The sequence below is a fragment of the Vibrio ichthyoenteri ATCC 700023 genome (assembly GCF_000222605.1).
GTDB classification, from domain to species: Bacteria; Pseudomonadota; Gammaproteobacteria; order Enterobacterales; family Vibrionaceae; genus Vibrio; species Vibrio ichthyoenteri.
The window spans coordinates 26,253-49,870 of the sequence record NZ_AFWF01000143.1 but is presented as its reverse complement, the minus strand read 5'-3'; the positions used below and the strand labels follow the sequence as shown (position 1 = coordinate 49,870).

Genomic DNA, 23,618 nt, shown 5'->3' with positions numbered 1-23,618 from the left:
GGCTCAGTTACATGAGTTGGATTGGCCTGCAATTTATGCGAGACAGTGGCAAGGTTGTAAGGAAGGAAAGCAAGCTGAGTTTCTTATTGAGCAAAGTTTTCCTTGGCATTTAGTCGAAGAGATCATTGTCCAATCTCCACTTATTCATCAGCAGGTAGTCAACACGTTGCAAATGGCAGCGCACAGACCACCTGTTACAATTAACTCTAACTGGTATTACTGAGGAGGCCGTAGATATGATCGAAATTACTCGTGGTGACATACTTCGCGCTGATGCAGAAGCTATTGTAAATACAGTCAACTGCGTCGGTGTGATGGGGCGTGGTATTGCTTTGCAGTTCAAGAAAGCGTGGCCTGATAATTTCAAGGCTTATGAGGTAGCTTGTAAAAGTAAAGACGTTCAGCCTGGCAAAATGTTTATCTTCGAAACTGGGCAATTGGCGAATCCGCGTTTCATTGTGAACTTCCCAACCAAGCGTCATTGGCGCGGTGCAAGCCGAATTGAAGATATCGAATCTGGCTTAGCAGCATTGGTGGAAGACATACAACATCTGGGCATCAAATCTATTGCTATTCCTCCATTAGGTGCAGGCTTAGGCGGGCTTGATTGGCTGGTGGTGCGTGAAAAAATCGAAGCAGCGATGAAGCCGCTAACTGATGTCCAAGTATTGCTTTATGAGCCATCAGGAGCCCCTCAAAACGACAGAATAGCAAGGCAGAAAGAAGTGCCAAAGATGACCGCGGGTAGAGCGGTATTGATAGAGCTGATGCAGCGCTACCTGAAAGGTTTGCTCGACCCGTCGGTGTCATTACTTGAGGTGCATAAGCTTTTATATTTCATGCAAGAAGCAGGCGAACCATTGCGTTTGAAATATCAAAAAGCACACTATGGACCTTATGCGCAGAATTTACGCCATGTGTTGAATGCGATTGAAGGACATTTTGTTTCTGGTTATTCAGATGGTGGTGATGCGCCAGATAAAGTACTTCAGTTAGTACCAGGTGCAATCAAAGAAGCACAAGCATATTTAGAACAGCACCCCGATACTCGTGAGAGATTTGAAAAGGTATCTCGATTGGTAGAAGGCTTTGAGTCACCTCAGGGCCTAGAGCTTCTTGCAACAGTCCATTGGTTAAACAGGTATGAGCAAGCGAGAAATACTGATCAGGTAATTGAAGGTGTTCACTCTTGGAATGCGAGAAAGCAGCAATTCACGCCACGGCAAATTTCTATCGCAGAGAAGGTTCTAAGCAATCAGCATTGGTTGAGTGCTTAATACCTTACCCATAGTGATGTCGCTATATACAACGTCTTAGTTGCCTGCTTTACAAAAGAGACTGCCTCATTGCGGTCTTTTTTTTTTATATGCTCCCAAGCATTTAATCCAAAAGATAGTTTGTTTGTGCAGGTATCTCGCAAACGTCAACAATGCACTAAATTCATTGAGTATTTCAATCTGGCTATCAGAAATTGAAAGCTGGTTAGAGTAAAATGCGATGAAGCATTACACATAAAATTAATTGGAAAGTTTTATGTATGTCGCCATCAACAGAAAAACTAAGGATTGATAATGATAAATACAATATATCGCCTGTTGTTGACGTTCAATGCTACGTCATTGTTAGTGATAATCTTCTTAGTACAGAAAACGTATACCTTGGGTTATTTTTACCCCCAATGTCCATTTTTAGCTGAGATGCCTAATTTTTTGTCGTATGTAGGGTACTTTTTGGTTCCCGTTTTATTGACGGGATTTAGTATCTTGCTGAGCTCTTTGCTAGGTCAGGATGATTTTAAACCACAAGAAATTAGCAGCATTGAGCATGCAAATAATAGCTTCCTTCCAAGCTATCTCGGTTACTTTTTCGTCGCGTTGAGTGTTGGCAACTGGGAAACACTTTGGTTTGTGTATGGAGTCTTGTTTGTGTTCACATTTCTATCGCAAGCTTTGTATTTTAACCCATTATTCTTGCTTTTTGGTTTTGAGTTCTACAATATCAATACAAAGAATGGAACATATATCTTCTTGATAAGTAGATATAAATACAAGAATCCTGTTGAGGTGGATGTCCCAGTGGCAAACCGAATTAACAATTACACGTTTATCGAACGAGGTGGCAATGGATCACGTGCTGGCGAAGGTTAAAGGCTTACGTAAGAAGCCTTATTTTAAGCTTATATCCAATAATGGCTTGTTTGATGAGATTCAATTAGATGTTGCTACCTGTGTACCTTATGACCCAGATCACAACTTGGATGAGGATGCTTGGTTCAAAGTTGAAGGATTCAGCCAAAAAGTATTTTGCCTTGATTTGCTAAAGTCTCAATTTGACTCTAAGGATTATGACGATCTGAAAAAAGAGCAGTTTGGGAAGATTGGCTTTGTTTTTTCAGTTCAAGGTGGAGACTTTTACTTTCAGAAGGTTACGCCATCACTATTTATTCGTCGCAAAACACTTGTCTTTGGAGAAGCCGCAACAATTGAGAAGGATGCAAATCGTTTGGTTATCAATTCCGAACCTGATGCAATTTATTTTACTCAATCAGATACGCTCATTTTTACTAACCTCGCGACGATTTCTAGCATTTTTAAGGGAATAGATGTCCTTTATAAAGAAGCTACGGATCAAGAGGTTGAGCAGTTTTTGGAAGAAGACTTTATTGAATTAGCTGACGATTATAACTTGGCTAAGGTATCAAAACCGAATAGAAAGCGTATTGCTCTAGCAATGGATACATTGAACGCAATGGAGCCAGAAGAGCGCGATCAGATGCTTTCATATATTCACAGCTACTGTAATCAAAAGTTGCGTTTTGATACAGATAATGGAAAGTTTGAAATCAAAACGGATGATGAATTGAAATATCTACTTTATGGTATTGAACAGCGTTTTTATACAACGCCTCTCAGTAAAGAAAGGCGTTTAGCAAACTCAGTTCAGTCGATGGATTAAATTACTCTCAATTGTTTAGTTCCAGTGACAGAGAGGCTGCCCTTGGCGGCCTCTTCGATATGCCCGCTCCACCAGCACATCATTGGCTTTCTGCGTTCAAGGTAGTCAGTACGGTTGTAGGCACTTCGAACCTGGTTATCATCCACGTGAGCCAATGCCGATTCCACCAAGTCAGGTTCAAAGCCTTGTTCGTTGAGTGTGGTGCTAGCTAGTGATCGCAAGCCGTGGCTTACCAGTCGACCAGCAAAACCCATACGTTTCAGTGCCATATTTGCTGTTTGGCTATTGCAGGGCTTTTTAGGGTCTCTATCTGACGGAAAAACAAAATCGCGATGACCGCTTATAGGCTTCATTACTTCTAATAGTGCCAGCATCTGCTCAGTGAGCGGGATGCGATGCTCTCTTCTTTTTTTCATTCTCTCAGCGGGAATGGTCCAAACTTTCTCTTCCCAATCAACTTCATCCCATCGAGCACCAGATGCTTCCGCAGGGCGTGTCATTGTATGCAGTTGCCACTCAATTAAACAACGCGTAGTTCGCTTGATACTGGCATTGGCAATCGCGCCCATTAGTTCAGGCAGCTCTGCGGGTGCCAGAGCCGCCATATTTTCTTTTTTTGGCTTTTTGAAAGCAGCGCGAATGCCTGAGAGTGGGTTAGCTTGGATAAGCCCACAGTTCGTCGCGAAGTTCATCACTTCATTGAGTCTTTGAGCTAAGCGCTTCACGGTTTCTAAACTTCCTTTGGCTTCTATTGGTTTTAGGAGCTCAATGATGTCTGGTGCAGTAATCGTTTTAACTGGTTTATCTGCAATATGCGGGAAGATATGCAAATCAAGTGATCGCCAAATATCGACGGCATAATCCGGTGTAACCGAGTCTTTTTTGATTTCAAACCATTTAGTAGTGACATTCAAGAATGTGTGCTCGTGAATTTCTTTATGGGCTTGTTGTTGTCTTTTTCGTTCTTCTTGAGGATCAATACCTTGTGCGATCAGCTCTTTTGCTAAAAGAGAGCTTTTTCTTGCTTGTACAAGAGAAATGTCAGGATATCTACCTAGGCTTAGGTTGGCGCGCTTTCCACTTATAGGGCGATAGTAATTGAGTTGCCACTGTTTAGAGCCACTAGGTAAAACTCGTAGTTTCAATCCTTGACCATCTACTAGGTAATACTCTTTTTCTTTCGGCTTAGCGTTTTTGACTTCCGTAGCGGATAGCTGTTTTGTTTGTCTCGGCATGTTTAGGAACCAAAAGTGAGGAACACAAATCCTAGGTTCCTACAACGGTTCCTAAAAGTCAAAGATGTCATGAAACACTCTGGAACCTTAATGGATGCTAAGTTATTGATTTTTGGCTCTTACAGGCATAAAAAAAGACGTCCTGGGACGTCTTAATTCAATGAATTGGTGGAGCTGGCGGGAGTTGAACCCGCGTCCGAAAACCTTTCATCATTGGTACTACATGCTTAGTCGATCTTTAATTTCACCACCCACCTGCGAACCGACACGCTAGTAAATGGCTATCCTGAATTATAATTCGAACTTCATCTCTCAGGCGGGAGAATCCGATCTAGCTAGTTTGGGTTTGACTCTTTGTTGTTCCCCGTCTTACAAGCGGAAGCTAGGGCAAAGAGGCTCTTGGCAGGTTATTAAGCTGCTAGTGCGTAGTTTTCGTCGTTTGCGACTATTTTTTTGCGGTTTATTAACGAGGCCTACCGCACCTCGGCATGCACCTCAGACTTCTGAATTCCCGTCGAATCCTAAATCAGCCCCAAGTGTTTGATGCATAGTATCAGAAAAGCTCAGCCTGTCTAGTACTCTGCGTCTAAGTGGTCAAGTTTAACGCAATGAGCTCTTCATTACGCGCGATTTCTCACGAGCCCAATCTTTTTCTTTTTGATCAGTACGTTTGTCATGAAGTTTTTTACCTTTGGCCACGCCGATCTTAAATTTCACCCAAGAGTGAGACCAGTAAAGTGCGAGTGCCGCCAAAGTCATACCTTCACGGTTGATTCTGCCAGTTAGGTTGTCGAGTTCACGGCGGCTCATTAGGAGCTTACGAACGCGAGTAGGATTCGCGACAACGTGAGTCGATGCTTGATTAAGAGGAGTGATCGTCATTCCGCTGACAAAGGCTTCACCGTTACGCATAAACACATAGCTTTCTGCGATATTGGCTTTACCTTGGCGAAGGGCTTTCACTTCCCAGCCTTGTAGCTCCAAGCCAGCTTCAATTTCATCATCAATGAAGTATTCGTGGCGAGCTTTCTTGTTAAGCGCGATGGTATTGCTACCCGCTTTTTGATTTGTTTTTTTCTTTGCCATAATAGCTGCATTATACGGTGCACAGCGGGGTTAGCATATCCCTTTATTTGCGCTTACCGCAAATAAAAGTAAAATTGCTACGAGCATACGTTTTGAATGTTCGCCTTGAGGAGATTATATGAAGCAAGTCAGCCGTTCTGCGTTGGTATCATTTAGTGCAGAGCAGATGTTTGATCTGGTGAACGATGTGGCCCGTTATCCAGAGTTTTTGCCCGGCTGCTCTGGATCGCGCGTTCTAGAAACCAGTGCATCGGGTATGGTTGCTTCTGTCGATGTATCTAAAGCTGGCATAAGCAAAACCTTCACCACTTCTAATGAGTTAGTGGCGGGGGAGGCGATCCTAATGAACTTGGTTGATGGCCCGTTTAAAACCTTAAAAGGCGGCTGGTTCTTTACCCCGTTAGATGAGCAAGCCTGCAAAGTTGAACTCAAGCTTGAATTTGAGTTTTCGAGTAAGATGATTGAAATTGCTTTTGGTAAAATATTCAATGAGTTGACCGGTAATATGGTGAGTTCATTTACCAAACGAGCCAAACAGGTATACGAGTGTTATGAGTATTGAATCGGAAATGATCCACGTTGAGGTCGTTTATGCACTGCCTCAAGAACAGCGTGTGTTTACACTTGTGGTCAACAAGTCGATGATCGTTGAAGAGATTATTGCGCAATCTGGCGTATTGGAACTTTATCCAGAAATCGATCTAAAGAAGAACAAGGTAGGCGTATTTAGCCGCAATGTTCGCTTAGATGCAGCAGTGCGCGATGGTGACCGAATTGAAATTTATCGCCCATTACTGGCTGATCCAAAAGAGATCCGTCGCAAGCGTGCTGAGCAAGCGAAAGAATCAGGTACGGCTGATCCGGTGACTGGTGGTAAGCCCAATTTGATGCGCAAAACAGATTAGCATTGTTATTTGAAAACGGATGTAACAAATAAAAAAGCTCGCCAATGGCGAGCTTTTTTGATTCAGGTATTTGGTTAGTTGATGCTTTCAAAAAAAGCGCCGCTGACTGGAAAATCTCCGGTCACTTCAACTAGGCGTCCTTGGTCGTCAAAGTTTGCGATCAAGTCATGCTGGATTGGGTCGTTATGGCCTTTCGTATGAAGGTAAATGTAATACCAAGTGTCAGGGTATCCATTTTCGACCAACATTGGCGAACCTAGCACGTAACGTACCTGTTCTTTACTCATACCAAACTTTAATTGGTTCACCGCTTCTTGCTCGACGTAGTTACCTTGGTTGATATCAATGCGATAAACCAATTTCTCTAATAGAGAACACCCCGTCAGCATTGTCATGGCGAGAGGTACTATGATAAGCCACTTTTTCAATTGCATACTCAAATTCTTGTAACTATCCATTTAAACTGAGCTGATAATAAACAAGCTTGGCCTTAATGTAAAAAGCTCATCTTGTTTTGAATAAGTTCAGACCGTGATTTTTGAGTTAGGTTGCAAAGTCGATACGTATTTTTCGAAAAAATCGCGTTTAAGCAGCAATCAATAGCTCACGAGCATTAGCCAATGTTGATTCGGTGATTTGGCTACCGCCAAGTAAGCGAGCCAATTCCGCCACGCGTTTTTCTTCACATAGCTGGTGCATTTGTGTTTCAGTTTTACCTGATTTGGTTTGTTTAGCCACAAACAGTTGCTGATGGCCACAGCCGGCAACTTGCGGCAAGTGGGTCACACACATAACTTGGGTTGATTCACCTAATTTACGCAGCATTTTTCCAACCACAGCCGCGGTTGGACCACTGATACCTACATCCACTTCATCGAAGATCAGGCTTGGTGTGTCCACTTTTTGTGCGGTAATCACTTGGATGGCCAATGAAATGCGTGACAGTTCACCACCAGAGGCCACTTTGGCGATAGGCTGCATCGGTTGCCCTGGGTTGGTTGAAACCACAAAGCAGACGCTATCTAGACCTAGCGGTGATGGGTGCGCACCTTGGCTATTCACATCAATACTAAATTGCGCTTTTTCCATGCTCAGTTCGTGCATGCTGGCAGTGATCAATTTGTTTAGTTCTTTGGCGTAACGGCTGCGAGATTTACTCAGTTTATCAGCACTGTTACCAAAGGCTTGATATTTGGCTTCCACATCTTGTGCGAGTTCTTCGAGTTTTTCATCTGAGCAGTCAAGTTGTTCAATTTGCGCCAACAAGTCTTGATGATGGCGATAGAGCTCATCAGGCAATACATGGTGTTTGCGAGAAATTGACATCACTTTTGAAAAGCGTTCTTCAACAAAAGCCATACGAGCAGGGTCAACATCAATGCTGTCGAGGTAGTTACGCAGTTCGTTATTGGTCTCTTCTATCTGGATGATCGCTTCTGACAGCATGCTAGGCAGTTCTGCCAGTTGTTCATCCAGTTCCGCGAGTTGGATTAGGGACTGATTGGCTGATTGCAAAATACTAAGCGCATTAATTTCTTCGCCTTCGTATATAAGTTCGATGGCTTGCTGGCAAGTGGTGGCAAGATCGCCGCTATTGGACAGTCGTTTGTGTTCCTGTTCGAGTTGCTCATATTCGTCCTCGCCAAGAGAGAGTTCATTAAGCTCTTTAATTTGGTATTCAAGTAACTGTTTCTGTGCTTGGTTTTGCGCACTGTTTTCACGCAGTTGCTTGAGGCTGTTATCCGCTTGACGCCAAGTTTGGTAAGCGTTACGGGTATTTTTCAGCAAGTTAAGGTGTCCGGCATATTGATCAAGCATTGCCAATTGATAATCGCTTTTCATCAATTGGTGATGAGCATGCTGGCCGTGAATGTTGATCAGCAATTGCCCTAAAGATTTGAGTTGCGAAAGGGGAACAGGGCTGCCGTTGATAAACGCGCGTGAGCGGCCATCTTTGGTGATGGTACGGCGCAATATACAGTCATTGCCATCGAACAGTTCGTTGTCTTCTAACCAACGCATTGCGTGGACGTTGTTCTCCAATGAAAAAGCCGCACTCACTTCGGTTTTTTCTTCACCTTGTCGCACCATGCCGGCTTCGGCGCGGCCGCCAAGACATAGGCCAAGTGCGTCAATAGCGATAGATTTACCCGCACCAGTCTCACCGGTGATGGTAGTCATTCCTTTGGAGAGCTCTAGCTGCAAAGATTTAACAATAGCGAAATTATTAACACTTAGATGAGCCAGCATTTTGATTACCTGTTTAAATGAACAATACTGTATATAACTTCAGTATATACTGTTTCTTTATACAGTAAAGTCACTGGTGAAAAATTTTTTGTGAACAAGATCAGGATGCTGTGAAAAGAGAGATGGGAAGAGAGGCGAGAAATCGAGAAGCGAGAAAGATGCGAGAATGGAGAATGGAGAAACGAGAAAAAGATTCCCGACTCGCTCGTGCCTCGCTCTCGAGAATGACGATGGTGGGTGAATGGAGAAGCGAGATATTTAAGTAGAGATGCGAGAATTGGGAAACGAGAAAAAGATTCCCGACTTGCTCGTGCCTCGCTTTCGAGAATGACGATGGTGGGTGAATCGAGAAGCGAGAGATTTGAGCAGAGATGCGAGAATCGGGAAACGAGAAAGAGATTCCCGACTTGCTCGTGTCTCGCTCTCGGGAATGACGATGGTGGGTGAATCGAGAAGCGAGATATTTGAGTAGAGATGCGAGAATTGGGAAACGAGAAAGAGATTCCAGACTTGCTCGTGCCTTGCTCTTGATAATGACGGTGGTGAGGGGAAAAGCGGAGTGACGGCGCTTTAAGCTAAACATGTCATTCCCTACAGCGACGTAGTCGCGTGATAGGGAATCTAGCTTTTGGAATTAAAGCGGTATTAGAACAGTTTGCTTGACCAGCCGAGTTTGCTACGTAGTACGTGGTAGTAGCTATAGTCTTTAGGGTGGATCAGCTTAAGAATGTTTGGGCTTTGATAAATATGGATTTCATCACCGGGAGAAACCGGTAGAGAGACTTGTCCATCACAGCTGACTTCTTGTGTGCCGCGGTTGTCGGGAGAAACAATCAGTTTGATGCGACGTTTGCTATCGACCACTAATGGGCGGCTTGAAAGCGTGTGCGGGAACATCGGCACTAGCGAAATAGCATTTAAGCTAGGCGAGAGGATTGGGCCGCCACCTGAAAGTGAATAAGCGGTTGAGCCTGTTGGCGTCGCTATGATTAAGCCGTCAGAGCGCTGAGAAAAGGCGAATGTATCATCAATGTAGACTTCAAATTCAATCATGCGAGCGACTTGGCCTGGATGCAAAACGGCTTCGTTTAACGCAGCGTTATGGCTTTTGATTTGCTTGTGGCGATGAATTTCTGTTTCAAGCAAAAATCTTTCTTCTTCAATGTATTCGCCATCCAATACCGCCTTTAGGGTAGATTGGAAATCTTCTGGATTGAGATCAGTCAAAAAGCCCAGATTGCCACGATTGACGCCGATGACTCGGATATCAAAGCGAGACAGAACGCGTGCTGCGCCAAGCATGTTGCCATCACCTCCAACGACGACAGCGAGATCGGCAACCTTGCCCAGTTGAATCAGGCTGGCAAAATGTTCACGAGGAATATCGTCAAGGAATTCGCACAATCTATCATCAATGTAAACACGGTAACCTTGTTCCAATAGCCAGTGATACAATTCTTTATGGGTTTGAATTGCTTGCTGATCTCTAGGTTTTCCGATGATGGCGATCACTTCAAAAGGTTTTTTCATAGCTTTTCCGACCAAAATGGGCTTGAATCGATAATCTTCATCCCCATAATAATGGCAAGTGCGCTAAATATGCGAGTTTTTGTGTAGTTGACGGCGAATAATCGTGACGTATAGATTACACAAAACGTTGAATTCTGGAGATATCATGAGCAACGAAGACAAAAAAATCCAAGAAGAAGAACTACAGCAGCAACAAAACGCAGCGCAAGCTGACGTTGAAGCGGTTGGTACAGACGCAGATATCGAATGGAACGAAGGAACTGCGCTAGAAGAGCAAGAAGCGAAAATTGCTCAACTAGAGGCGGCGTTACTTTCAAGTGAAGCGAAGATCAAAGAACAGCAAGATGGTGTACTTCGTGCGAAAGCTGAAGTAGAAAACATGCGTCGTCGTGCTGAGCAGGAAGTGGACAAAGCGCGTAAATACGCATTGAATAAGTTCGCTGAAGAGCTACTACCAGTCATCGATAACCTAGAGCGTGCTATCGCAGCTGCAGATGCTGAGAACGAAGCCGTTAAACCGCTATTCGAAGGTGTTGAGCTAACGCACAAAACATTCGTAGATACACTAGCGAAGTTTGGTCTAAAAGAGATCAACCCTGAAGGTGAAGCGTTCAATCCTGAATTCCATCAAGCGATGTCAATTCAAGAAAGCCCTGATCATGCATCAAACTCAGTGATGTTTGTGATGCAAAAAGGTTATGAGCTAAACGGTCGTGTAGTACGCCCTGCAATGGTAATGGTTGCGAAATAACCCCCATTCACATTGAACCAATTTTGAACGCCCTTTCTTTTGGAAGGGCGTTTTTTTATGTCTTGAGTTCACACTTTCATCTTTTTGATAAAAGCGTTACGCACTGTTTTTTATCCTTAGCGCAGAATTTTTTCTGCATGGAAAGTGAATCTTTATAAAAACAGAAAATAGAAGTGATGGCTTTAAATTCAGATAATTAGATCCCTGCCAGCCCAAAGTATTAAAAATAAAAACGCGTTCTATTTGAACAAATATGCTTGATTATGTGCCTTGGTGTTTATTCGAATGAAGCAAAATGGCTGGTAACAAAAATGTAAACAAGCGCCTTCAATTGTTAACCTGATGTGTATTGTTTCGTGCGGTTCGCCGCAATTTGCGAGCTATATAAAAATAAAAACATTAATAAGCACACAGCATTTGGAGATTTAAAATGGATAAATCGCTTTCAAGTAAGATTTTTATCGGCTTGTTCTCTGGTTTGTTATTGGGAACGGCGATTCAGTACTTATTTAGCGGTATCGCGATTTTTGATACGTACTTACTCGGCTCCGCAGAAGGTGTCGGTGGTATGTTCGTTTCATTGATTAAGTTACTCGTCGTCCCCTTAGTTTACGTGTCGATTGTTTGCGGCATTGTTGAGTTAAAAGATATTCGCTCTTTCGGGCGTCTTGGTGGCAAAACTTTTGCGCTTTATATTTTTAACACCGTGATTGCGATCATCGCTGCGTTAACCGTCGCAATGATCATTCAACCTGGGGCTGGGGCAAACTTAGCTGGAACTATTTCTGATGCAGTAACGCTAAAGTCGACTGAAACACCGGACATCTTTTCGATGGTCACCAACATAGTGCCGAGTAATCCGGTTCAAGCCTTTGCTGATGGCGATATGTTGCAAATCATCTTTATGGCAATTTTGACAGGTCTTGCTATTCAAGCTTTGGACGAAAAGGGAGGCCCAGCAGTTAAAACCTTTAAAGTCGCCAACGCGATTATGATGAAGTTGATTGGTCTGGTGATGAGCTTAGCGCCTTACGGTGTGTTTGCGTTGATGATTCAACTTGGCGCAACGCTGAATGCCAATACCCTAGCTTCAGTTGCAGGTTACGTGGCTTTGGTGGTGAGTATGTTGGTGTTGTGGATTTTTGTGGTCTATCCGCTCGCGGTGCAACTGTTTACCGGGATTTCAGCGCGCGAGTTTTCACGTAAAACTCGTGAACAAGTGTTGTTTTCATTATCGACAGCCAGCTCAAATGCCACCATTCCCGTTACGATGCGCACTTTGACGGATAAGCTGAACGTGTCAAAGTCGGTGGCAGGTTTTGGTGTACCACTAGGTGCAACCATGAACATGGCAGGCGCTTCTATCTACATTGCGATTGCCGCTGTTTTTTGTGCCAATGCCTTTGGTCAGCCGATTGATGTAACGGACTTAGTCACGCTTGGCTTTACGGTGTTGTTGCTATCGATTGGTGCGGGTGGTGTTCCGGGCGGTGGTGTGGTGATGGTTGGCGTTATTTTGCACCAATTGGGTCTTCCACCAGAAGGCTTGGCGATTGTTGCCGCAGTTGACCGCATCAATGACATGTTCTGTACGGCTTCTAACGTGGTGGGTGACACCGCCGTTAATACCATTGTGGCGAAGTCAGAGGGAGAGATTGACTTAACTGCTGAATCGATGGAGTCGGAACTTGCGGCGAACAACGCGTAAGTAAATAGATTGGTTATTAGAAAGCGAGCCCAAGTGGCTCGCTTTTTTTTGATAGAAGCGAGAGTAGAGAAAAGAGAGGCGAGATTGTAGAGACGAGAGCAGAAAAAAGAGCAAAATTTTAGAAGCGAGAGTAAAGAAATGAAGAGAAGTGAGAGAAAAATCGAAAGATTGAAGCTTAGGCTTTTGCTCTGTGTTTTATGATCAAGGCTCCCAATATACGAGCAATGTGTTCACAGCTGGTACAAAGCTCGTTGCATAGGCTAGGGTGGATATATTTGAGCTCGGCGCCTAATAACAGTTGGGTTTTGAGTTCGCCTACCGATCCTTTTGCGACATTAAGAAAATAAGCAGTTTCTTTGGGGCTTGTGCGCTCCACGCCCTCAGCTATGTTGCTTGGTATGGAAATGCTAGAGCGGCGAATTTGATCCCGAAATGAGTAGTCTGGCATATGTTGTACGCCAATGTAGGTTCGTTTACAGAGTTCAAAACTGGTTTTCCATACGTTGAGTTTTTCGTATTTCATAGGACTTGTTGAAAAAGTTTAGTGTGTCGCTTTGACAGATGGTGAGAGTGTGTAAAAAGTTGCGGTAAATAGGAGTTGATTCATTTTTCCGGCAAAAACAAAATAATCTCGCCTCTCGCCTCTCGCCTCTCGCCTCTTTTTTTTATTTTTTTTCACCTTTTCCCTTGAAATGCGTTTTGACGCCCTTATCTAAGGTGCATACAAGAAGCAAACATATCAATGTTTGCTTGTGAGCAAGGGTTGAAACCCAGTTATTTATCCCCACATATGGGATAGAGCAAAATAAAATAGAATTTATTCGGAGATGGCCTGATGGGTAGAATCATTGGTATTGATTTAGGTACTACTAACTCTTGTGTTGCAGTTTTAGACGGCGACAAACCACGTGTAATTGAAAACGCGGAAGGTGAGCGTACAACCGCATCTGTTGTTGCATACACAGACGGTGAAACTCTAGTAGGTCAACCTGCTAAGCGCCAAGCTGTTACAAACCCAACTAACACGCTATTTGCAATCAAGCGTTTGATCGGTCGTCGTTTTGAAGATCAAGAAGTTCAACGCGACATCGAAATCATGCCTTACAAAATTGTAGCGGCAGATAACGGTGATGCTTGGGTAGAAGCACAAGGCCAAAAAATGGCGGCTCCTCAAGTTTCAGCTGAAATCCTGAAAAAAATGAAGAAAACAGCAGAAGATTTTCTTGGTGAAGAAGTTACTGCTGCTGTTATCACTGTTCCTGCATACTTTAACGATGCACAACGTCAAGCAACTAAAGACGCTGGCCGTATCGCAGGTCTAGAAGTTAAACGTATTATCAACGAACCAACTGCAGCAGCACTAGCATACGGTCTTGATAAGAAAGGCGGCGATCGCACTATCGCAGTATACGACCTTGGTGGTGGTACATTCGATATCTCTATCATCGAAATCGATGAAGTAGAAGGCGAGAAAACGTTCGAAGTTCTAGCAGCTAACGGTGACACTCACCTTGGTGGTGAAGATTTCGATACTCGTATGATCAACTACCTAGTTGACGAGTTCCAAAAAGAGCAAGGCATCAATCTTAAGACTGATCCTCTAGCGATGCAGCGTGTTAAAGAAGCAGCAGAAAAAGCGAAGATCGAGCTTTCTTCTACTACTCAAACTGACGTAAACCTACCTTACGTAACTGCAGACGCAACTGGTCCTAAGCACATGAACGTTAAAGTGACTCGTGCAAAACTAGAATCTCTAGTTGAAGACCTAGTACAACGTTCTCTAGAGCCTCTAAAAGTTGCTCTAGCAGATGCAGACCTATCAGTAGGCGACATCACAGATGTTATCCTAGTTGGTGGTCAAACTCGTATGCCTATGGTTCAAGCGAAAGTTGCTGAGTTCTTCGGTAAAGAAGCGCGTCGTGATGTAAACCCTGATGAAGCAGTAGCAATGGGTGCTGCAGTTCAAGGTGGTGTACTAGCGGGCGAAGTAACAGACGTATTGCTACTAGACGTTACTCCACTGTCTCTAGGTATCGAGACAATGGGCGGCGTAATGACTAAGCTTGTTGAGAAGAACACGACTATCCCAACAAAAGCGAACCAAGTTTTCTCTACTGCAGAAGACAACCAAAGCGCAGTAACTATCCACGTAATCCAAGGTGAGCGTAAGCAAGCTAGCATGAACAAGTCTCTAGGACAGTTCAACCTAGAAGGCATTCAAGCGGCACCACGTGGCATGCCTCAAATTGAAGTAACTTTCGACCTAGATGCGGATGGTATCCTACACGTATCTGCGAAAGACAAGCAGACTGGTAAAGAGCAGAAGATCACGATCCAAGCTTCTGGCGGTCTAAGCGATGAAGACATCGAGAAAATGGTTCAAGAAGCAGAAGCTAACAAAGAAGCGGACAAAAAGTTCGAAGAGCTAGCAACTGCACGTAACCAAGCTGACCAAATGATTCACGGTACTCGTAAGCAAATCGAAGAAGCTGGTGAAGCACTTCCTGCTGACGAGAAAGAGAAGATTGAAGCAGCAATCGCAGAACTTGAAGTTGCACGTAAAGGCGACGACAAAGAAGCAATCGATGCGAAAGTTCAAGCGCTAGCAGCAGCAGCTCAAAAGCTAATGGAAATCGCTCAACAGCAAGCTCAAGCACAACAAGGTGCTGACGCTGGTCAACAACAACAGTCTCAAGAAGATGATGTTGTAGATGCTGAGTTTGAAGAAGTTAAAGACGACAAAAAATAATTTCGTCGCAGAGTAGCCTGATTTCGTTGTCGGAAGTGCTCACCTACTAGCGTAGGCTCCGCGCTTCCTCTTAGAACTCAAGCTATCTGCTTAGAAATTTGTCTCGAAGACTTATAAATACGGGCGTCAGAGGTAACTCTTACGCCCGTATGTTTGTAATCAGAGTTTGTCTTTCTAGCTAAGTACTTTGGGTTAGCGACTTTAAGTAAGAAGTTTGATGAAAAAGCTTTTAGCTAGAATGATATAAAAACATTAAACGGCTCTATTTTTAGGGTGGTTTGCAGCAATGAATTGGTGACGAAAAGCATGTCAAAACGTGATTTTTACGAAGTATTAGGCGTAAGCCGTGATGCAGAAGAGCGCGAAATTAAGAAAGCGTATAAGCGCTTAGCGATGAAATTCCACCCAGACCGTAATCAGGGTGATGAAACTGCATCAGACAAGTTTAAAGAAGTAAAAGAAGCGTACGAAATCCTAACCGATCCTCAAAAGAAAGCGGCGTATGATCAATATGGTCACGCAGCCTTTGAACAAGGTGGTGGCGGCTACGGCGGTGGTTTTGGTGGCGGTGGCGTTGATTTTGGCGATATCTTCGGCGATGTGTTTGGTGATATCTTCGGTGGCGGTCGTCGTGGTGGCGGTGGTCATTCGCGTGCACAACGTGGTTCGGATTTGCGCTACAACATGGAACTGTCTCTAGAAGAAGCTGTTCGTGGTGTATCTAAAGAGATCGAAATTCCAACACTGGTTCATTGTGATAGCTGTGATGGTAGCGGCGCTAAGAAAGGCACTTCAGCCGATACTTGTGGCACTTGTCATGGTCATGGCCAAGTACAAATGCGCCAAGGCTTCTTTGCGGTACAGCAAACCTGTCCGACCTGTCATGGTCAAGGTAAGATCATTAAAGACCCATGTAATGTGTGTCATGGTCAAGGCCGTAAGCAGAAGACGAAAACGCTTAACGTTAAGATTCCAGCAGGTGTTGATACCGGCGATCGCATTCGTCTAACAGGCGAAGGTGAAGCGGGAGAAATGGGCGCACCAGCGGGTGACCTATATGTACAAGTTCATGTTAAAGAGCACCATATCTTCGAACGTGAAGGTAACAACCTTTACTGTGAAGTACCAGTGAGCTTTGCAATGGCAGCACTGGGTGGTGAAGTTGAAGTCCCAACTCTAGATGGTCGTGTAAGCTTGAAAGTGCCTTCTGAAACCCAAACTGGCCGTATGTTCCGCATGCGTGGTAAGGGCGTGAAAGGGGTTCGTGGCGGCGGTGTTGGCGATTTGATCGTTAAACTTGTGGTAGAGACACCAGTTAACCTGAGCTCACGTCAAAAAGAACTGTTAAAAGAGTTTGAAGAATCTTGCGGTGGCGATGCAGCAACTAAGCATAAGCCTAAATCGGAAGGTTTCTTCAACGGTGTTAAAAAATTCTTCGATGATTTAACCAGCTAATTACGGTTAATTTGATCTAAAAGCCTGCTCACTTAGCAGGCTTTTTTGTGTCTATCATTTATCCAGGCTTCGGTGGTTTTGCATCTCTTGATCAAGGCATATATGAAGACTTCCGTCTTAGCTTCAACTCTCCCCTGCACATTAATACCAACATGACGCCGGTTCAGCGACGCCTGCTTGGTTTAAGCGTAATGTATCATCTGGCCCTGCTAGGCAAGGATCATTCTGCTGTTGGTTGTAAGGTGTGGCTGTTAGCAGGTAGCCATTGGAGGTTAAAACGACCGAAAACTGATAATGATGAGCGCTACTTTGGCAAATCAAACAAGTAGCGGCGGAAATTACGGCTTGTTTCGCGCTGTGGTAACCATTGTTATAACCATTTTCTAAATAGAGCTGAAGTCGGCTTAAATCTGCAATCGCAACCATTCGTTTGGCTTTGATGTTTTGGGTTTGATAGCTCGGATAGGCAAAGCTCACTAGAATTGAAATAATTACTACCACCATCAATAGTTCGATCAGCGTCATTGCTTTTAATCTTTTTCTTGCCATGGTTTCACCAATTAATCAGAGTCTTTTTCAGAAGTTAGTGCTCGTCTTATCGGCCATTTTTCTCAACTGCTAGCATGGGTGCAAGAGTGAATTTTTGTACCAAATGAATTACAAGAGGTTTTGAGAAATGGTTCGAGGCTTTACGTTACTAGAGCTGATGATCACTGTGGCGCTGATGGCCAGTATGCTGTTAATGGCAACGCCCAGCATCACGGCATTGTTTCATAAAATAAAAATGCAGCGCTTAGCCGGAGAGCTCAATGGCTTTTTATTACAGGCTAAATCAGAAGCGGTGATGCGGAATCAAAAGCTCTATGCTCACTTCTCATTTGCTTATGATGTTTCTGTTCTAGATGGTTCTTGGCAATTGAGCTTAACCGATTCAAGTTCCGTAGGCGGCGCTTTGCTCTTGCGCGTCGATGGTGCTGTGTTCCAAAACATTGAGATTCGACATACTTATCGTACTGGATACATTACGTTTGATGCTGTCCGTGGCCGTCCCAATGGCGGTCATATAGGCTTTCATCCTCAAGATGATCTTTGCTGCGCCATGCGGGTGACGATCGCAAATCCTCCTGGCCGAGTGAAGATATGCAGCGATAGTGAGAGCAACTATGGCTATCCGACCTGTAGCTAAAGTTTGGGTTGTTTCAAGCTCTCGTCGGGTGGTGGGAGGCTTTTCAGCGATTGAGCTGATGTTGGCGGCAACATTAGGTTCATTGGCGCTTGCGTTGATCGGCACTATTTTTATTTCGGTACAGAAAGTGGCTTGGCAAAAAAGCCAGCAACTCTACTTATTACAATCGATGACTCATGCTTTTCGTACTATCGAAGAGGATATTCAACGCGCTGGTTTTGATAATGGTTTAGGAAAGACGCTGATTTTGTCTGGTGCGACAAGTGTGATAGCACGGAATGGTAGCAGTGAATTTGGTCTAGCTTATTATCGAGAGATGGTGAGCAACGATAACTACCGTAGTATCCGTTATTGGCTTAATAATGGACGCTTGATGATCTGCGAGCAGGGAAGCCAGTTGGAGGAGGGAATTAAATCACTTTCTCAAATTCACGCTTGTCGTACTTTGCTCGATGAAAATGTACTTAATGTGGCGTCTTTTTCTATCACTTCATCCCCAATTGGAAATAGCCAAGCTCAATCAACGTTGTGGCATTTAACCTTGTCTGCGCATACGTTGGATATGCACCATTCTCGCAATTTAATGGTCGATGTGAAACAAAGGAATTGGCAATGAACCAGCAGAGGGGAGTTATCACGATATTGCTAACCTCAGTGTTGCTGGTGGTGATTCTCTTGTTAGTTCTTGGTAGCTATCGCATTACCTTTCATCAACTAAAAGTGGCACAAAATGAGGTGAGATCACGTAGCCAACATTGGATGGCGGAGGGGGCGATTGAGTGCCTGTTTGCTTATATTAATGCGACGGGTATTGCGCCAGCACAACTGACTCAAAATAGCACTATGGCGAGCTTTGATACTATGCGTACGCTTTGTGTGGACAATGCCAGTGAGCAAGCGCTCTTCACCGAACCCGTAGCTAGCCATTACTATCGTGTGGTGTTTGAAGTGGATGATGTTCGTTTAGTCAGCAAAACCATGGTGAAGACGATTCATCAAGGGCACACGTCATATCGATGGTTAAAAGGATCGTGGAGTGATTGGTAAACAGGTCGGTTTTACTTTACTGGAAGTGGCGATTTCTTTTTCCCTGATTGCGATTGCCGCTCTGGGTTTGATTCATCTGCAAGTGAAATTGGCGCAACAGTCGGGCTTTGCGATACAAAGTATAGAAGCCCTGCATCTTGCTGAGCGGCAAATGGAGTTGTACCAAACTCGCGCAATCAGCACCAGTGGGTCGGTTGGTCTGCTAGACTTTAACGAGCTGTCATTACCTACTTATTGTGGCAGAGACATTATTCCGGTGAGTGGTTCGCGCTATCATTTATCCTGTGAAGTTGAGGATGTTAGTGGGGCATTGGCGGGAGTGTTAAAAAGCATCACTGTTGAGGTTAGTTGGGCGTTGCAGGGGCAAGGTGCTGCGGCAATAGTACCCACTCAACCGGTATCACATGCGATTTCATTGAGCAGTTACTTATCCAAGTTCAGTGAGTTTGATGATAAGTAAATTCTTCTAGCACAAGAAAAATGCGGTTCTTTGCAAGTTTGTTAAATACAGTTTGCTGTTTATGTGTGAAACGGTATTGCGATTGTTGTGTTGTCTTGCTGATTTTGCAAAATATGTCTCCAAATATGGAAATTCTTTCGGGACTATGTGCTTTTGTGTTGTGAATTGAATAAAATGCTCGACTAACAATCGACCGAAATAATAATTCTATCTACAGGTCATAAGTCACAACATCACATATGGAATTACCATGAGTAATCAAGCTGTAAATAAAGCACCAACACCAAAGCCGAGTGGTATGGATCGCTTTCTAAACGCGATTGAACGCGCCGGCAACAAAATCCCAGATCCAGCGATTCTGTTCTTTTGGGCTCTTGTCATCACTTGGGTACTTTCTGCCCTTTTATCAAACGTATCGTTTGATCTTGTAAACCCTCGTACCGGTGATGCACTATCAGTTACTAACCTGTTAACTGGCGAAGCGCTTGCTAGCTTCCTGGCTAACATGGTAACGACATTCACAGGCTTTGCTCCTCTAGGTATCGTATTGGTTGCGATGCTAGGTGTCGGTGTTGCTGACTCTTCAGGCTTTATTACTACTGGCCTTAAGAAAATGCTTAACTTCACACCTGCGAAGCTATTAACACCAATGCTGATTTTGGTTGCGATCGTATCGCACACAGCAGCAGATGCGGGTTACGTTCTTGTAATTCCTCTTGGTGGTATCATCTTCCACGCAGCGGGTCGTCACCCTCTTGCGGGTATTGCAGCAGCGTTTGCTGGTGTATCTGGTGGTTTCTCTGCAAACTTTATTCCTTCTGGTATCGACCCATTATTGGCAAGCTTCACGCAATCTGCCGCTCAAGTTTTAGACCCAGAGTATATTGTTAACCCACTCGCGAACATTTACTTCACTGGCTTGTCTTCTTTGATCATTATCTGTATCGGTTGGTATGTTACTGAGAAAATCATTGAGCCTCGTTTGGCAAATATGCCAGTGGATGAAGATGCAGAAAAAGCACCGGATCTAGGTACTTTTACTGAAATCGAATCGAAAGCATTCCGCGCTGCGGGTTGGGCTATGATGGCGGGTATCGCGCTACTTGTGGCTGCGCTTATTCCAGAAACGTCAGCACTACGTTCACCAACTGGCGAACTGACTGCGTTTGATGCACCGGTAATGAAGTCAATCGTTCCTTTGATCTTTATCCTGTTTATCATCCCTGGTTATGTTTACGGTAAAGTAGCAGGCACGTTTAAAACGAGTAATGATGTTATCAAAGCGATGGCAACCACCATGTCTACCATGGGCGCGTACATTGTAATGTCATTCTTCTGTGCTCAGTTCCTATCGGTATTTGCTCAATCAAACATTGGTACTATGCTAGCGCTATACGGTGCTGAAGGTCTGAAGGCGATGAACCTATCAGGTGAAGCAACGATCGTTGGTATGATTCTATTAACGGCGTCAGTTAACTTGCTTATCGGCTCTTCTTCAGCGAAGTGGGCTCTGATTGGTCCAATCCTAGTTCCAATGCTGATGGCTGTAGGTATCTCTCCTGAGCTATCTCAAGCGGCATACCGTGTAGGTGACTCAGTATCGAATATCATCTCTCCATTGATGGTGTTCTTCCCACTTGTGGTGGTTTACTGTCAGCGTTACGTTAAGTCGACAGGTATCGGTACACTCGCTTCTTTGATGATGCCATTCTCTATCGCAATGCTAATTGGTTGGTCAATCTTCCTAATCGCATACTGGATGATTGGTATTCCACTAGGTATCCAAGCTCCTTACGATTACGTAATGCAATAAAGATACAAAGGTTTATAAGCCTACCCAAGCGGGTAGGCTTTTTTTTATTTGCGACACGCTATACACTGCATGCGACGGCAATTGCCGTTATACATGGAAAATAACAAACTATGAAAATTCTGCTTTTAGTAGGGTTAATTGTTTTAAACGGTCTGTTTGCGATGTCTGAAATCGCCTTAGTTGCAGCCAAAAATAGTCGGCTGAAACGCTTAGCTGAAAAGCATCGTGCGGCTCAAGTTGCACTGGAACTTAAAGAAAATCCCACTCGTTTTCTCTCGACTATTCAAATCGGTATTACTGTGATCGGTCTATTGAGCGGGATCGTTGGTGAAGCTACCTTATCAGTTCCTCTTGCGGCTCAAATGGAGCTGTGGGGTTTAGACCCTAGCCAAGCGAATATATTCTCTACCGCGATTGTCGTGGTGGGTATTACCTATTTCGCCATTGTTGTTGGTGAGTTGGTGCCTAAACGTTTTGCGCAATCTCAAGCGGAAACCATCGCAGTCTTAGTTGCACTGCCGATCTACTGGATTTCAAAAATTACCACGCCATTTGTTTTTGCTTTGTCTTGGTCAACGGAGACATTGTTGAAATTATTGGGACAAAAGAATCAAGAAGATAGCGTGACAGAAGATGATATTCACGCACTGGTAAAGGAAGGCTCTGAGTCGGGCGTTATTGAACGCGGTGAACAAGAGATGATCCGTAATATTTTGCAGCTTGATGATCGCTTAGTCAGTTCATTAATGACACCACGTCGAGATGTCGACTTTATCGATATTGATCAGCCGATTGAACAGCTTCTCAAACGACTTCGCTCGAGTAAGCATAGTGTTTTTCCATTGTGTCAGGGACATATGAATAAGATTCTTGGTACGGTATCGGCTAAGGCACTGCTCAACCAAGCGAACAATCTTAACATGCAAGTGATCATGGGGTTGTCAAAATCGCCAGTGTATATCCCAGAATCGATGAAAGGTTTGCGACTACTAACTTACTTTAAAGAGTCGGGGTCTGAAATGGCGTTTATCGTTGATGAGTATGGCGATGTGCAAGGCCTCGTGACGCACTACGACGTATTGGAAGCGATTGCAGGTGAACTGTCGAATAACCCTAATGATCTTTGGTCTGAAGAGATTGATGGCGAATGGTTTGTTGATGGCTTAATTCCGATCAGCGAACTTAAGAATCGCCTAGAGTTGTCTGAACTTGAAGGGGAAAGCGAAGGCTTCCAAACCCTAAACGGATGGGTCACATGGTTACTGGGGCGATTACCCGAATTGGGTGAAGTGATTAATTGCCAACAGTGGTACTTTGAAATTGTCGCGGTAGAAAACAATCGCATCGTAAGCGTCAAAGTGACCCCAATTGAGCAGCAAGCAAGCGAGTAACGTACGCATAGTTGTTTATTATGACTAAGATTAGGTATGCTTCACAGCATACCTATTTTTTTGCTTGTTCCTAGGAGCCGACTTTGTCGCAGTCCCATTCTCTATCACATCCTTCATCGTCATCAGTAGAGGATTCCTCTGATGAATCATCGCTGCAATTTAGCACGCAAGATGAATATTTTATGCGCCGTGCGATGGCATTGGCTGAGCAAGCTGAACAAGAAGGTGAAGTACCTGTGGGGGCCGTGTTAGTGAAAGACGGTGAGGTGATGGCGGAAGGGTGGAATCAATCGATAGGCCACCATGACGCAAGTGCTCATGCCGAAATGCAGGCGATTCGCAAAGCCGGCCAAACGCTTGAAAACTACCGTCTACTCGATACTACGCTCTACGTGACATTAGAGCCTTGCCCTATGTGCGCGGGCGCACTGCTGCATAGTCGCGTAAAGCGAGTTGTTTTTGGTGCGCCTGATCTTAAAGCTGGCGCTGCTGGAACGGTACTTAACTTGTTTGAACATCAGGCGGCGTATCATTACGCACAAGTAGAGCATGGCTTGTTGGAAGAAGAATGTCGCGCTCAGTTACAGGCATTCTTTAAACGTCGTCGCAAAGAGATTAAAGCGCTGAAGCAGGCAGAAAAAAATACGCTAAATAAAGAGCAATAGCAGCATTGAAGGGAGTGAGGTAAGCAAGCATCACGGGATACTTGCTTACCTTGTCATCTAACATTTTACTTAAGTATTTAAGTGAAAGACCTGAGTAAACTCAGTTGAGTCAAAATCTATCAGAGGCTTAGTGACTTGATAGCTGCATGAATGCTCGATGACGGGCAATCACCTTTTTCTTGTTGTTGACTAGTTTGCGCTTACGGCGGTTAGCAGCAACAGTCTTTGTAAGGCGTTTTGATTGCATGCGACGTTTACGCATAAACACAATCTCCTACTAATATCTGTAAGTCATTTTCCTGAAATTCGACACAATTTTCCCCGCTCTTACTCGGCATAAAGGCGTTGAAGAGTGATGATAAGAGTGGTGTGAAGTCAGAAGTTCGAAACCAGCTTCGCGGCTGAAATTCTCCCAAAGAAATGAATGTATTC

General features: G+C 44.2%; 25 protein-coding genes and 1 other RNA gene. 17 read left to right on the top strand and 9 right to left on the bottom strand.

Annotated features, from left to right (window positions below):
- The 4 genes from RH85_RS10615 to RH85_RS10600 all read left to right on the top strand — a co-directional run.
- A partial coding sequence (locus RH85_RS10615) for a DarT ssDNA thymidine ADP-ribosyltransferase family protein (RefSeq protein ID WP_006712233.1) occupies positions 1–223 on the top strand: 223 nt, incomplete at its 5' end.
- Positions 224–236: 13 nt separating this feature from the next.
- The gene (gene darG, locus RH85_RS10610; protein WP_006712232.1) at positions 237–1,277 is read left to right on the top strand and encodes a type II toxin-antitoxin system antitoxin DNA ADP-ribosyl glycohydrolase DarG; all 1,041 of its coding nucleotides are present in this window, start codon (positions 237–239) and stop codon (positions 1,275–1,277) included.
- A gap of 294 nt (positions 1,278–1,571) precedes the next feature.
- The gene (locus RH85_RS10605) at positions 1,572–2,147 is read left to right on the top strand and encodes a hypothetical protein (RefSeq protein ID WP_006712231.1); all 576 of its coding nucleotides are present in this window, start codon (positions 1,572–1,574) and stop codon (positions 2,145–2,147) included.
- Positions 2,122–2,955: a hypothetical protein gene (locus RH85_RS10600; RefSeq protein ID WP_006712230.1), complete on the top strand. Its 834-nt coding sequence runs from the start codon at positions 2,122–2,124 to the stop codon at positions 2,953–2,955. Before RH85_RS10605 ends, RH85_RS10600 begins: the two co-directional genes overlap by 26 nt.
- Here RH85_RS10600 and RH85_RS10595 read toward each other — a convergent pair.
- From RH85_RS10595 to smpB, 3 genes are all read right to left on the bottom strand, one after another.
- Positions 2,952–4,190, bottom strand: a complete 1,239-nt coding sequence (locus RH85_RS10595) for an integrase domain-containing protein (protein ID WP_006712229.1) — start codon at positions 4,188–4,190, stop codon at positions 2,952–2,954. The two genes, RH85_RS10600 and RH85_RS10595, sit on opposite strands and share 4 nt — an antisense overlap.
- A gap of 166 nt (positions 4,191–4,356) precedes the next feature.
- Positions 4,357–4,724, bottom strand: a transfer-messenger RNA (tmRNA) gene (ssrA, locus tag RH85_RS22285).
- Between the two features lie 66 nt (positions 4,725–4,790).
- Positions 4,791–5,276, bottom strand: a complete 486-nt coding sequence (smpB, locus tag RH85_RS10590) for an SsrA-binding protein SmpB (protein WP_006712228.1) — start codon at positions 5,274–5,276, stop codon at positions 4,791–4,793.
- Positions 5,277–5,394: 118 nt separating this feature from the next.
- Here smpB and RH85_RS10585 point away from each other — a divergent pair, with 118 nt between their 5' ends.
- Together RH85_RS10585 and RH85_RS10580 are read left to right on the top strand one after the other, a co-directional pair.
- A complete protein-coding gene (locus tag RH85_RS10585; RefSeq protein ID WP_006712227.1) occupies positions 5,395–5,838 on the top strand; it encodes an SRPBCC family protein in 444 nt (147 codons plus the stop codon).
- Positions 5,828–6,181 (top strand): RnfH family protein, encoded by a 354-nt coding sequence (locus RH85_RS10580; protein ID WP_006712226.1) that lies wholly within the window; start codon positions 5,828–5,830, stop codon positions 6,179–6,181. Before RH85_RS10585 ends, RH85_RS10580 begins: the two co-directional genes overlap by 11 nt.
- 74 nt (positions 6,182–6,255) lie before the next feature.
- Here RH85_RS10580 and bamE read toward each other — a convergent pair whose 3' ends face one another.
- The 3 genes from bamE to nadK form a co-directional block, all read right to left on the bottom strand.
- Complete coding sequence (gene bamE, locus RH85_RS10575; RefSeq protein ID WP_006712225.1) at positions 6,256–6,615, bottom strand: outer membrane protein assembly factor BamE; 360 nt, start codon at positions 6,613–6,615, stop codon at positions 6,256–6,258.
- Positions 6,616–6,766: 151 nt separating this feature from the next.
- Positions 6,767–8,431, bottom strand: a complete 1,665-nt coding sequence (gene recN, locus RH85_RS10570; protein ID WP_006712224.1) for a DNA repair protein RecN — start codon at positions 8,429–8,431, stop codon at positions 6,767–6,769.
- Between the two features lie 645 nt (positions 8,432–9,076).
- Positions 9,077–9,961, bottom strand: coding sequence for an NAD(+) kinase (nadK, locus tag RH85_RS10565; protein ID WP_006712222.1), 885 nt, complete (start codon positions 9,959–9,961; stop codon positions 9,077–9,079).
- Positions 9,962–10,106: 145 nt separating this feature from the next.
- Here nadK and grpE point away from each other — a divergent pair, with 145 nt between their 5' ends.
- Positions 10,107–10,712 (top strand): nucleotide exchange factor GrpE, encoded by a 606-nt coding sequence (gene grpE / locus RH85_RS10560; RefSeq protein ID WP_006712221.1) that lies wholly within the window; start codon positions 10,107–10,109, stop codon positions 10,710–10,712.
- Positions 10,713–11,142: 430 nt separating this feature from the next.
- Positions 11,143–12,420 carry a dicarboxylate/amino acid:cation symporter gene (locus tag RH85_RS10555; RefSeq protein WP_006712220.1) on the top strand — a complete coding sequence of 426 codons (1,278 nt, stop codon included), beginning with the start codon at positions 11,143–11,145 and terminating at the stop codon, positions 12,418–12,420.
- Positions 12,421–12,595: 175 nt separating this feature from the next.
- Here RH85_RS10555 and RH85_RS10550 read toward each other — a convergent pair whose 3' ends face one another.
- Positions 12,596–12,943, bottom strand: a complete 348-nt coding sequence (locus RH85_RS10550) for a four helix bundle protein (RefSeq protein ID WP_006712219.1) — start codon at positions 12,941–12,943, stop codon at positions 12,596–12,598.
- Positions 12,944–13,255: 312 nt separating this feature from the next.
- On the opposite strand from RH85_RS10550, the gene dnaK reads away from it, so the two are divergent.
- The gene (gene dnaK / locus RH85_RS10545; protein ID WP_006712218.1) at positions 13,256–15,169 is read left to right on the top strand and encodes a molecular chaperone DnaK; all 1,914 of its coding nucleotides are present in this window, start codon (positions 13,256–13,258) and stop codon (positions 15,167–15,169) included.
- Positions 15,170–15,475: 306 nt separating this feature from the next.
- Positions 15,476–16,624, top strand: coding sequence for a molecular chaperone DnaJ (gene dnaJ / locus RH85_RS10540; protein ID WP_006712217.1), 1,149 nt, complete (start codon positions 15,476–15,478; stop codon positions 16,622–16,624).
- Between the two features lie 141 nt (positions 16,625–16,765).
- Here dnaJ and RH85_RS10535 read toward each other — a convergent pair whose 3' ends face one another.
- Positions 16,766–17,173: a type IV pilin protein gene (locus RH85_RS10535; RefSeq protein ID WP_241210388.1), complete on the bottom strand. Its 408-nt coding sequence runs from the start codon at positions 17,171–17,173 to the stop codon at positions 16,766–16,768.
- A 127-nt stretch (positions 17,174–17,300) separates the two neighbouring features.
- On the opposite strand from RH85_RS10535, the gene RH85_RS10530 reads away from it, so the two are divergent.
- From RH85_RS10530 to tadA, 7 genes are all read left to right on the top strand, one after another.
- The gene (locus tag RH85_RS10530) at positions 17,301–17,810 is read left to right on the top strand and encodes a GspH/FimT family pseudopilin (protein ID WP_006712215.1); all 510 of its coding nucleotides are present in this window, start codon (positions 17,301–17,303) and stop codon (positions 17,808–17,810) included.
- Positions 17,788–18,426 (top strand): PulJ/GspJ family protein, encoded by a 639-nt coding sequence (locus tag RH85_RS10525; RefSeq protein WP_006712214.1) that lies wholly within the window; start codon positions 17,788–17,790, stop codon positions 18,424–18,426. Before RH85_RS10530 ends, RH85_RS10525 begins: the two co-directional genes overlap by 23 nt.
- The gene (locus RH85_RS10520) at positions 18,423–18,857 is read left to right on the top strand and encodes a hypothetical protein (protein WP_006712213.1); all 435 of its coding nucleotides are present in this window, start codon (positions 18,423–18,425) and stop codon (positions 18,855–18,857) included. Before RH85_RS10525 ends, RH85_RS10520 begins: the two co-directional genes overlap by 4 nt.
- Entirely contained in the window at positions 18,847–19,317 is a 471-nt protein-coding gene (locus tag RH85_RS10515; protein ID WP_006712212.1) for a type IV pilus modification PilV family protein, read from the top strand. The genes RH85_RS10520 and RH85_RS10515 overlap by 11 nt, the downstream gene beginning before the upstream one ends.
- A 250-nt stretch (positions 19,318–19,567) precedes the next feature.
- Positions 19,568–21,130 carry an AbgT family transporter gene (locus tag RH85_RS10510; protein WP_006712211.1) on the top strand — a complete coding sequence of 521 codons (1,563 nt, stop codon included), beginning with the start codon at positions 19,568–19,570 and terminating at the stop codon, positions 21,128–21,130.
- A gap of 110 nt (positions 21,131–21,240) precedes the next feature.
- Entirely contained in the window at positions 21,241–22,521 is a 1,281-nt protein-coding gene (locus RH85_RS10505; protein ID WP_006712210.1) for a hemolysin family protein, read from the top strand.
- Between the two features lie 152 nt (positions 22,522–22,673).
- Complete coding sequence (tadA, locus tag RH85_RS10500; protein ID WP_039948958.1) at positions 22,674–23,186, top strand: tRNA adenosine(34) deaminase TadA; 513 nt, start codon at positions 22,674–22,676, stop codon at positions 23,184–23,186.
- 127 nt (positions 23,187–23,313) lie between these two features.
- Here tadA and RH85_RS23625 read toward each other — a convergent pair whose 3' ends face one another.
- On the bottom strand, positions 23,314–23,448 hold the full coding sequence (locus tag RH85_RS23625) for a hypothetical protein (protein ID WP_006712208.1): 135 nt from the start codon (positions 23,446–23,448) through the stop codon (positions 23,314–23,316).
- Between the last annotated feature and the right edge of the window lie 170 nt (positions 23,449–23,618).

Excerpts from the sequence above, each read along its gene's own strand:
- RH85_RS10580 (WP_006712226.1), top strand. The coding sequence starts at position 5,828 with ATGAGTATTGAATCGGAAATGATCCACGTTGAGGTCGTTTATGCACTG.
- RH85_RS10505 (WP_006712210.1), top strand. The coding sequence starts at position 21,241 with ATGAAAATTCTGCTTTTAGTAGGGTTAATTGTTTTAAACGGTCTGTTT.
- nadK (WP_006712222.1), bottom strand. The coding sequence starts at position 9,961 with ATGAAAAAACCTTTTGAAGTGATCGCCATCATCGGAAAACCTAGAGAT.
- dnaJ (WP_006712217.1), top strand. The coding sequence starts at position 15,476 with ATGTCAAAACGTGATTTTTACGAAGTATTAGGCGTAAGCCGTGATGCA.
- RH85_RS10520 (WP_006712213.1), top strand. The coding sequence starts at position 18,423 with ATGAACCAGCAGAGGGGAGTTATCACGATATTGCTAACCTCAGTGTTG.
- RH85_RS10550 (WP_006712219.1), bottom strand. The coding sequence starts at position 12,943 with ATGAAATACGAAAAACTCAACGTATGGAAAACCAGTTTTGAACTCTGT.
- bamE (WP_006712225.1), bottom strand. The coding sequence starts at position 6,615 with ATGCAATTGAAAAAGTGGCTTATCATAGTACCTCTCGCCATGACAATG.
- dnaK (WP_006712218.1), top strand. The coding sequence starts at position 13,256 with ATGGGTAGAATCATTGGTATTGATTTAGGTACTACTAACTCTTGTGTT.
- RH85_RS10595 (WP_006712229.1), bottom strand. The coding sequence starts at position 4,190 with ATGCCGAGACAAACAAAACAGCTATCCGCTACGGAAGTCAAAAACGCT.
- RH85_RS10530 (WP_006712215.1), top strand. The coding sequence starts at position 17,301 with ATGGTTCGAGGCTTTACGTTACTAGAGCTGATGATCACTGTGGCGCTG.
- RH85_RS10525 (WP_006712214.1), top strand. The coding sequence starts at position 17,788 with ATGGCTATCCGACCTGTAGCTAAAGTTTGGGTTGTTTCAAGCTCTCGT.
- RH85_RS10600 (WP_006712230.1), top strand. The coding sequence starts at position 2,122 with ATGGATCACGTGCTGGCGAAGGTTAAAGGCTTACGTAAGAAGCCTTAT.
- RH85_RS10605 (WP_006712231.1), top strand. The coding sequence starts at position 1,572 with ATGATAAATACAATATATCGCCTGTTGTTGACGTTCAATGCTACGTCA.
- grpE (WP_006712221.1), top strand. The coding sequence starts at position 10,107 with ATGAGCAACGAAGACAAAAAAATCCAAGAAGAAGAACTACAGCAGCAA.
- recN (WP_006712224.1), bottom strand. The coding sequence starts at position 8,431 with ATGCTGGCTCATCTAAGTGTTAATAATTTCGCTATTGTTAAATCTTTG.
- RH85_RS10555 (WP_006712220.1), top strand. The coding sequence starts at position 11,143 with ATGGATAAATCGCTTTCAAGTAAGATTTTTATCGGCTTGTTCTCTGGT.
- RH85_RS10535 (WP_241210388.1), bottom strand. The coding sequence starts at position 17,173 with ATGGCAAGAAAAAGATTAAAAGCAATGACGCTGATCGAACTATTGATG.
- RH85_RS10510 (WP_006712211.1), top strand. The coding sequence starts at position 19,568 with ATGAGTAATCAAGCTGTAAATAAAGCACCAACACCAAAGCCGAGTGGT.
- smpB (WP_006712228.1), bottom strand. The coding sequence starts at position 5,276 with ATGGCAAAGAAAAAAACAAATCAAAAAGCGGGTAGCAATACCATCGCG.
- RH85_RS23625 (WP_006712208.1), bottom strand. The coding sequence starts at position 23,448 with ATGCGTAAACGTCGCATGCAATCAAAACGCCTTACAAAGACTGTTGCT.
- RH85_RS10585 (WP_006712227.1), top strand. The coding sequence starts at position 5,395 with ATGAAGCAAGTCAGCCGTTCTGCGTTGGTATCATTTAGTGCAGAGCAG.
- darG (WP_006712232.1), top strand. The coding sequence starts at position 237 with ATGATCGAAATTACTCGTGGTGACATACTTCGCGCTGATGCAGAAGCT.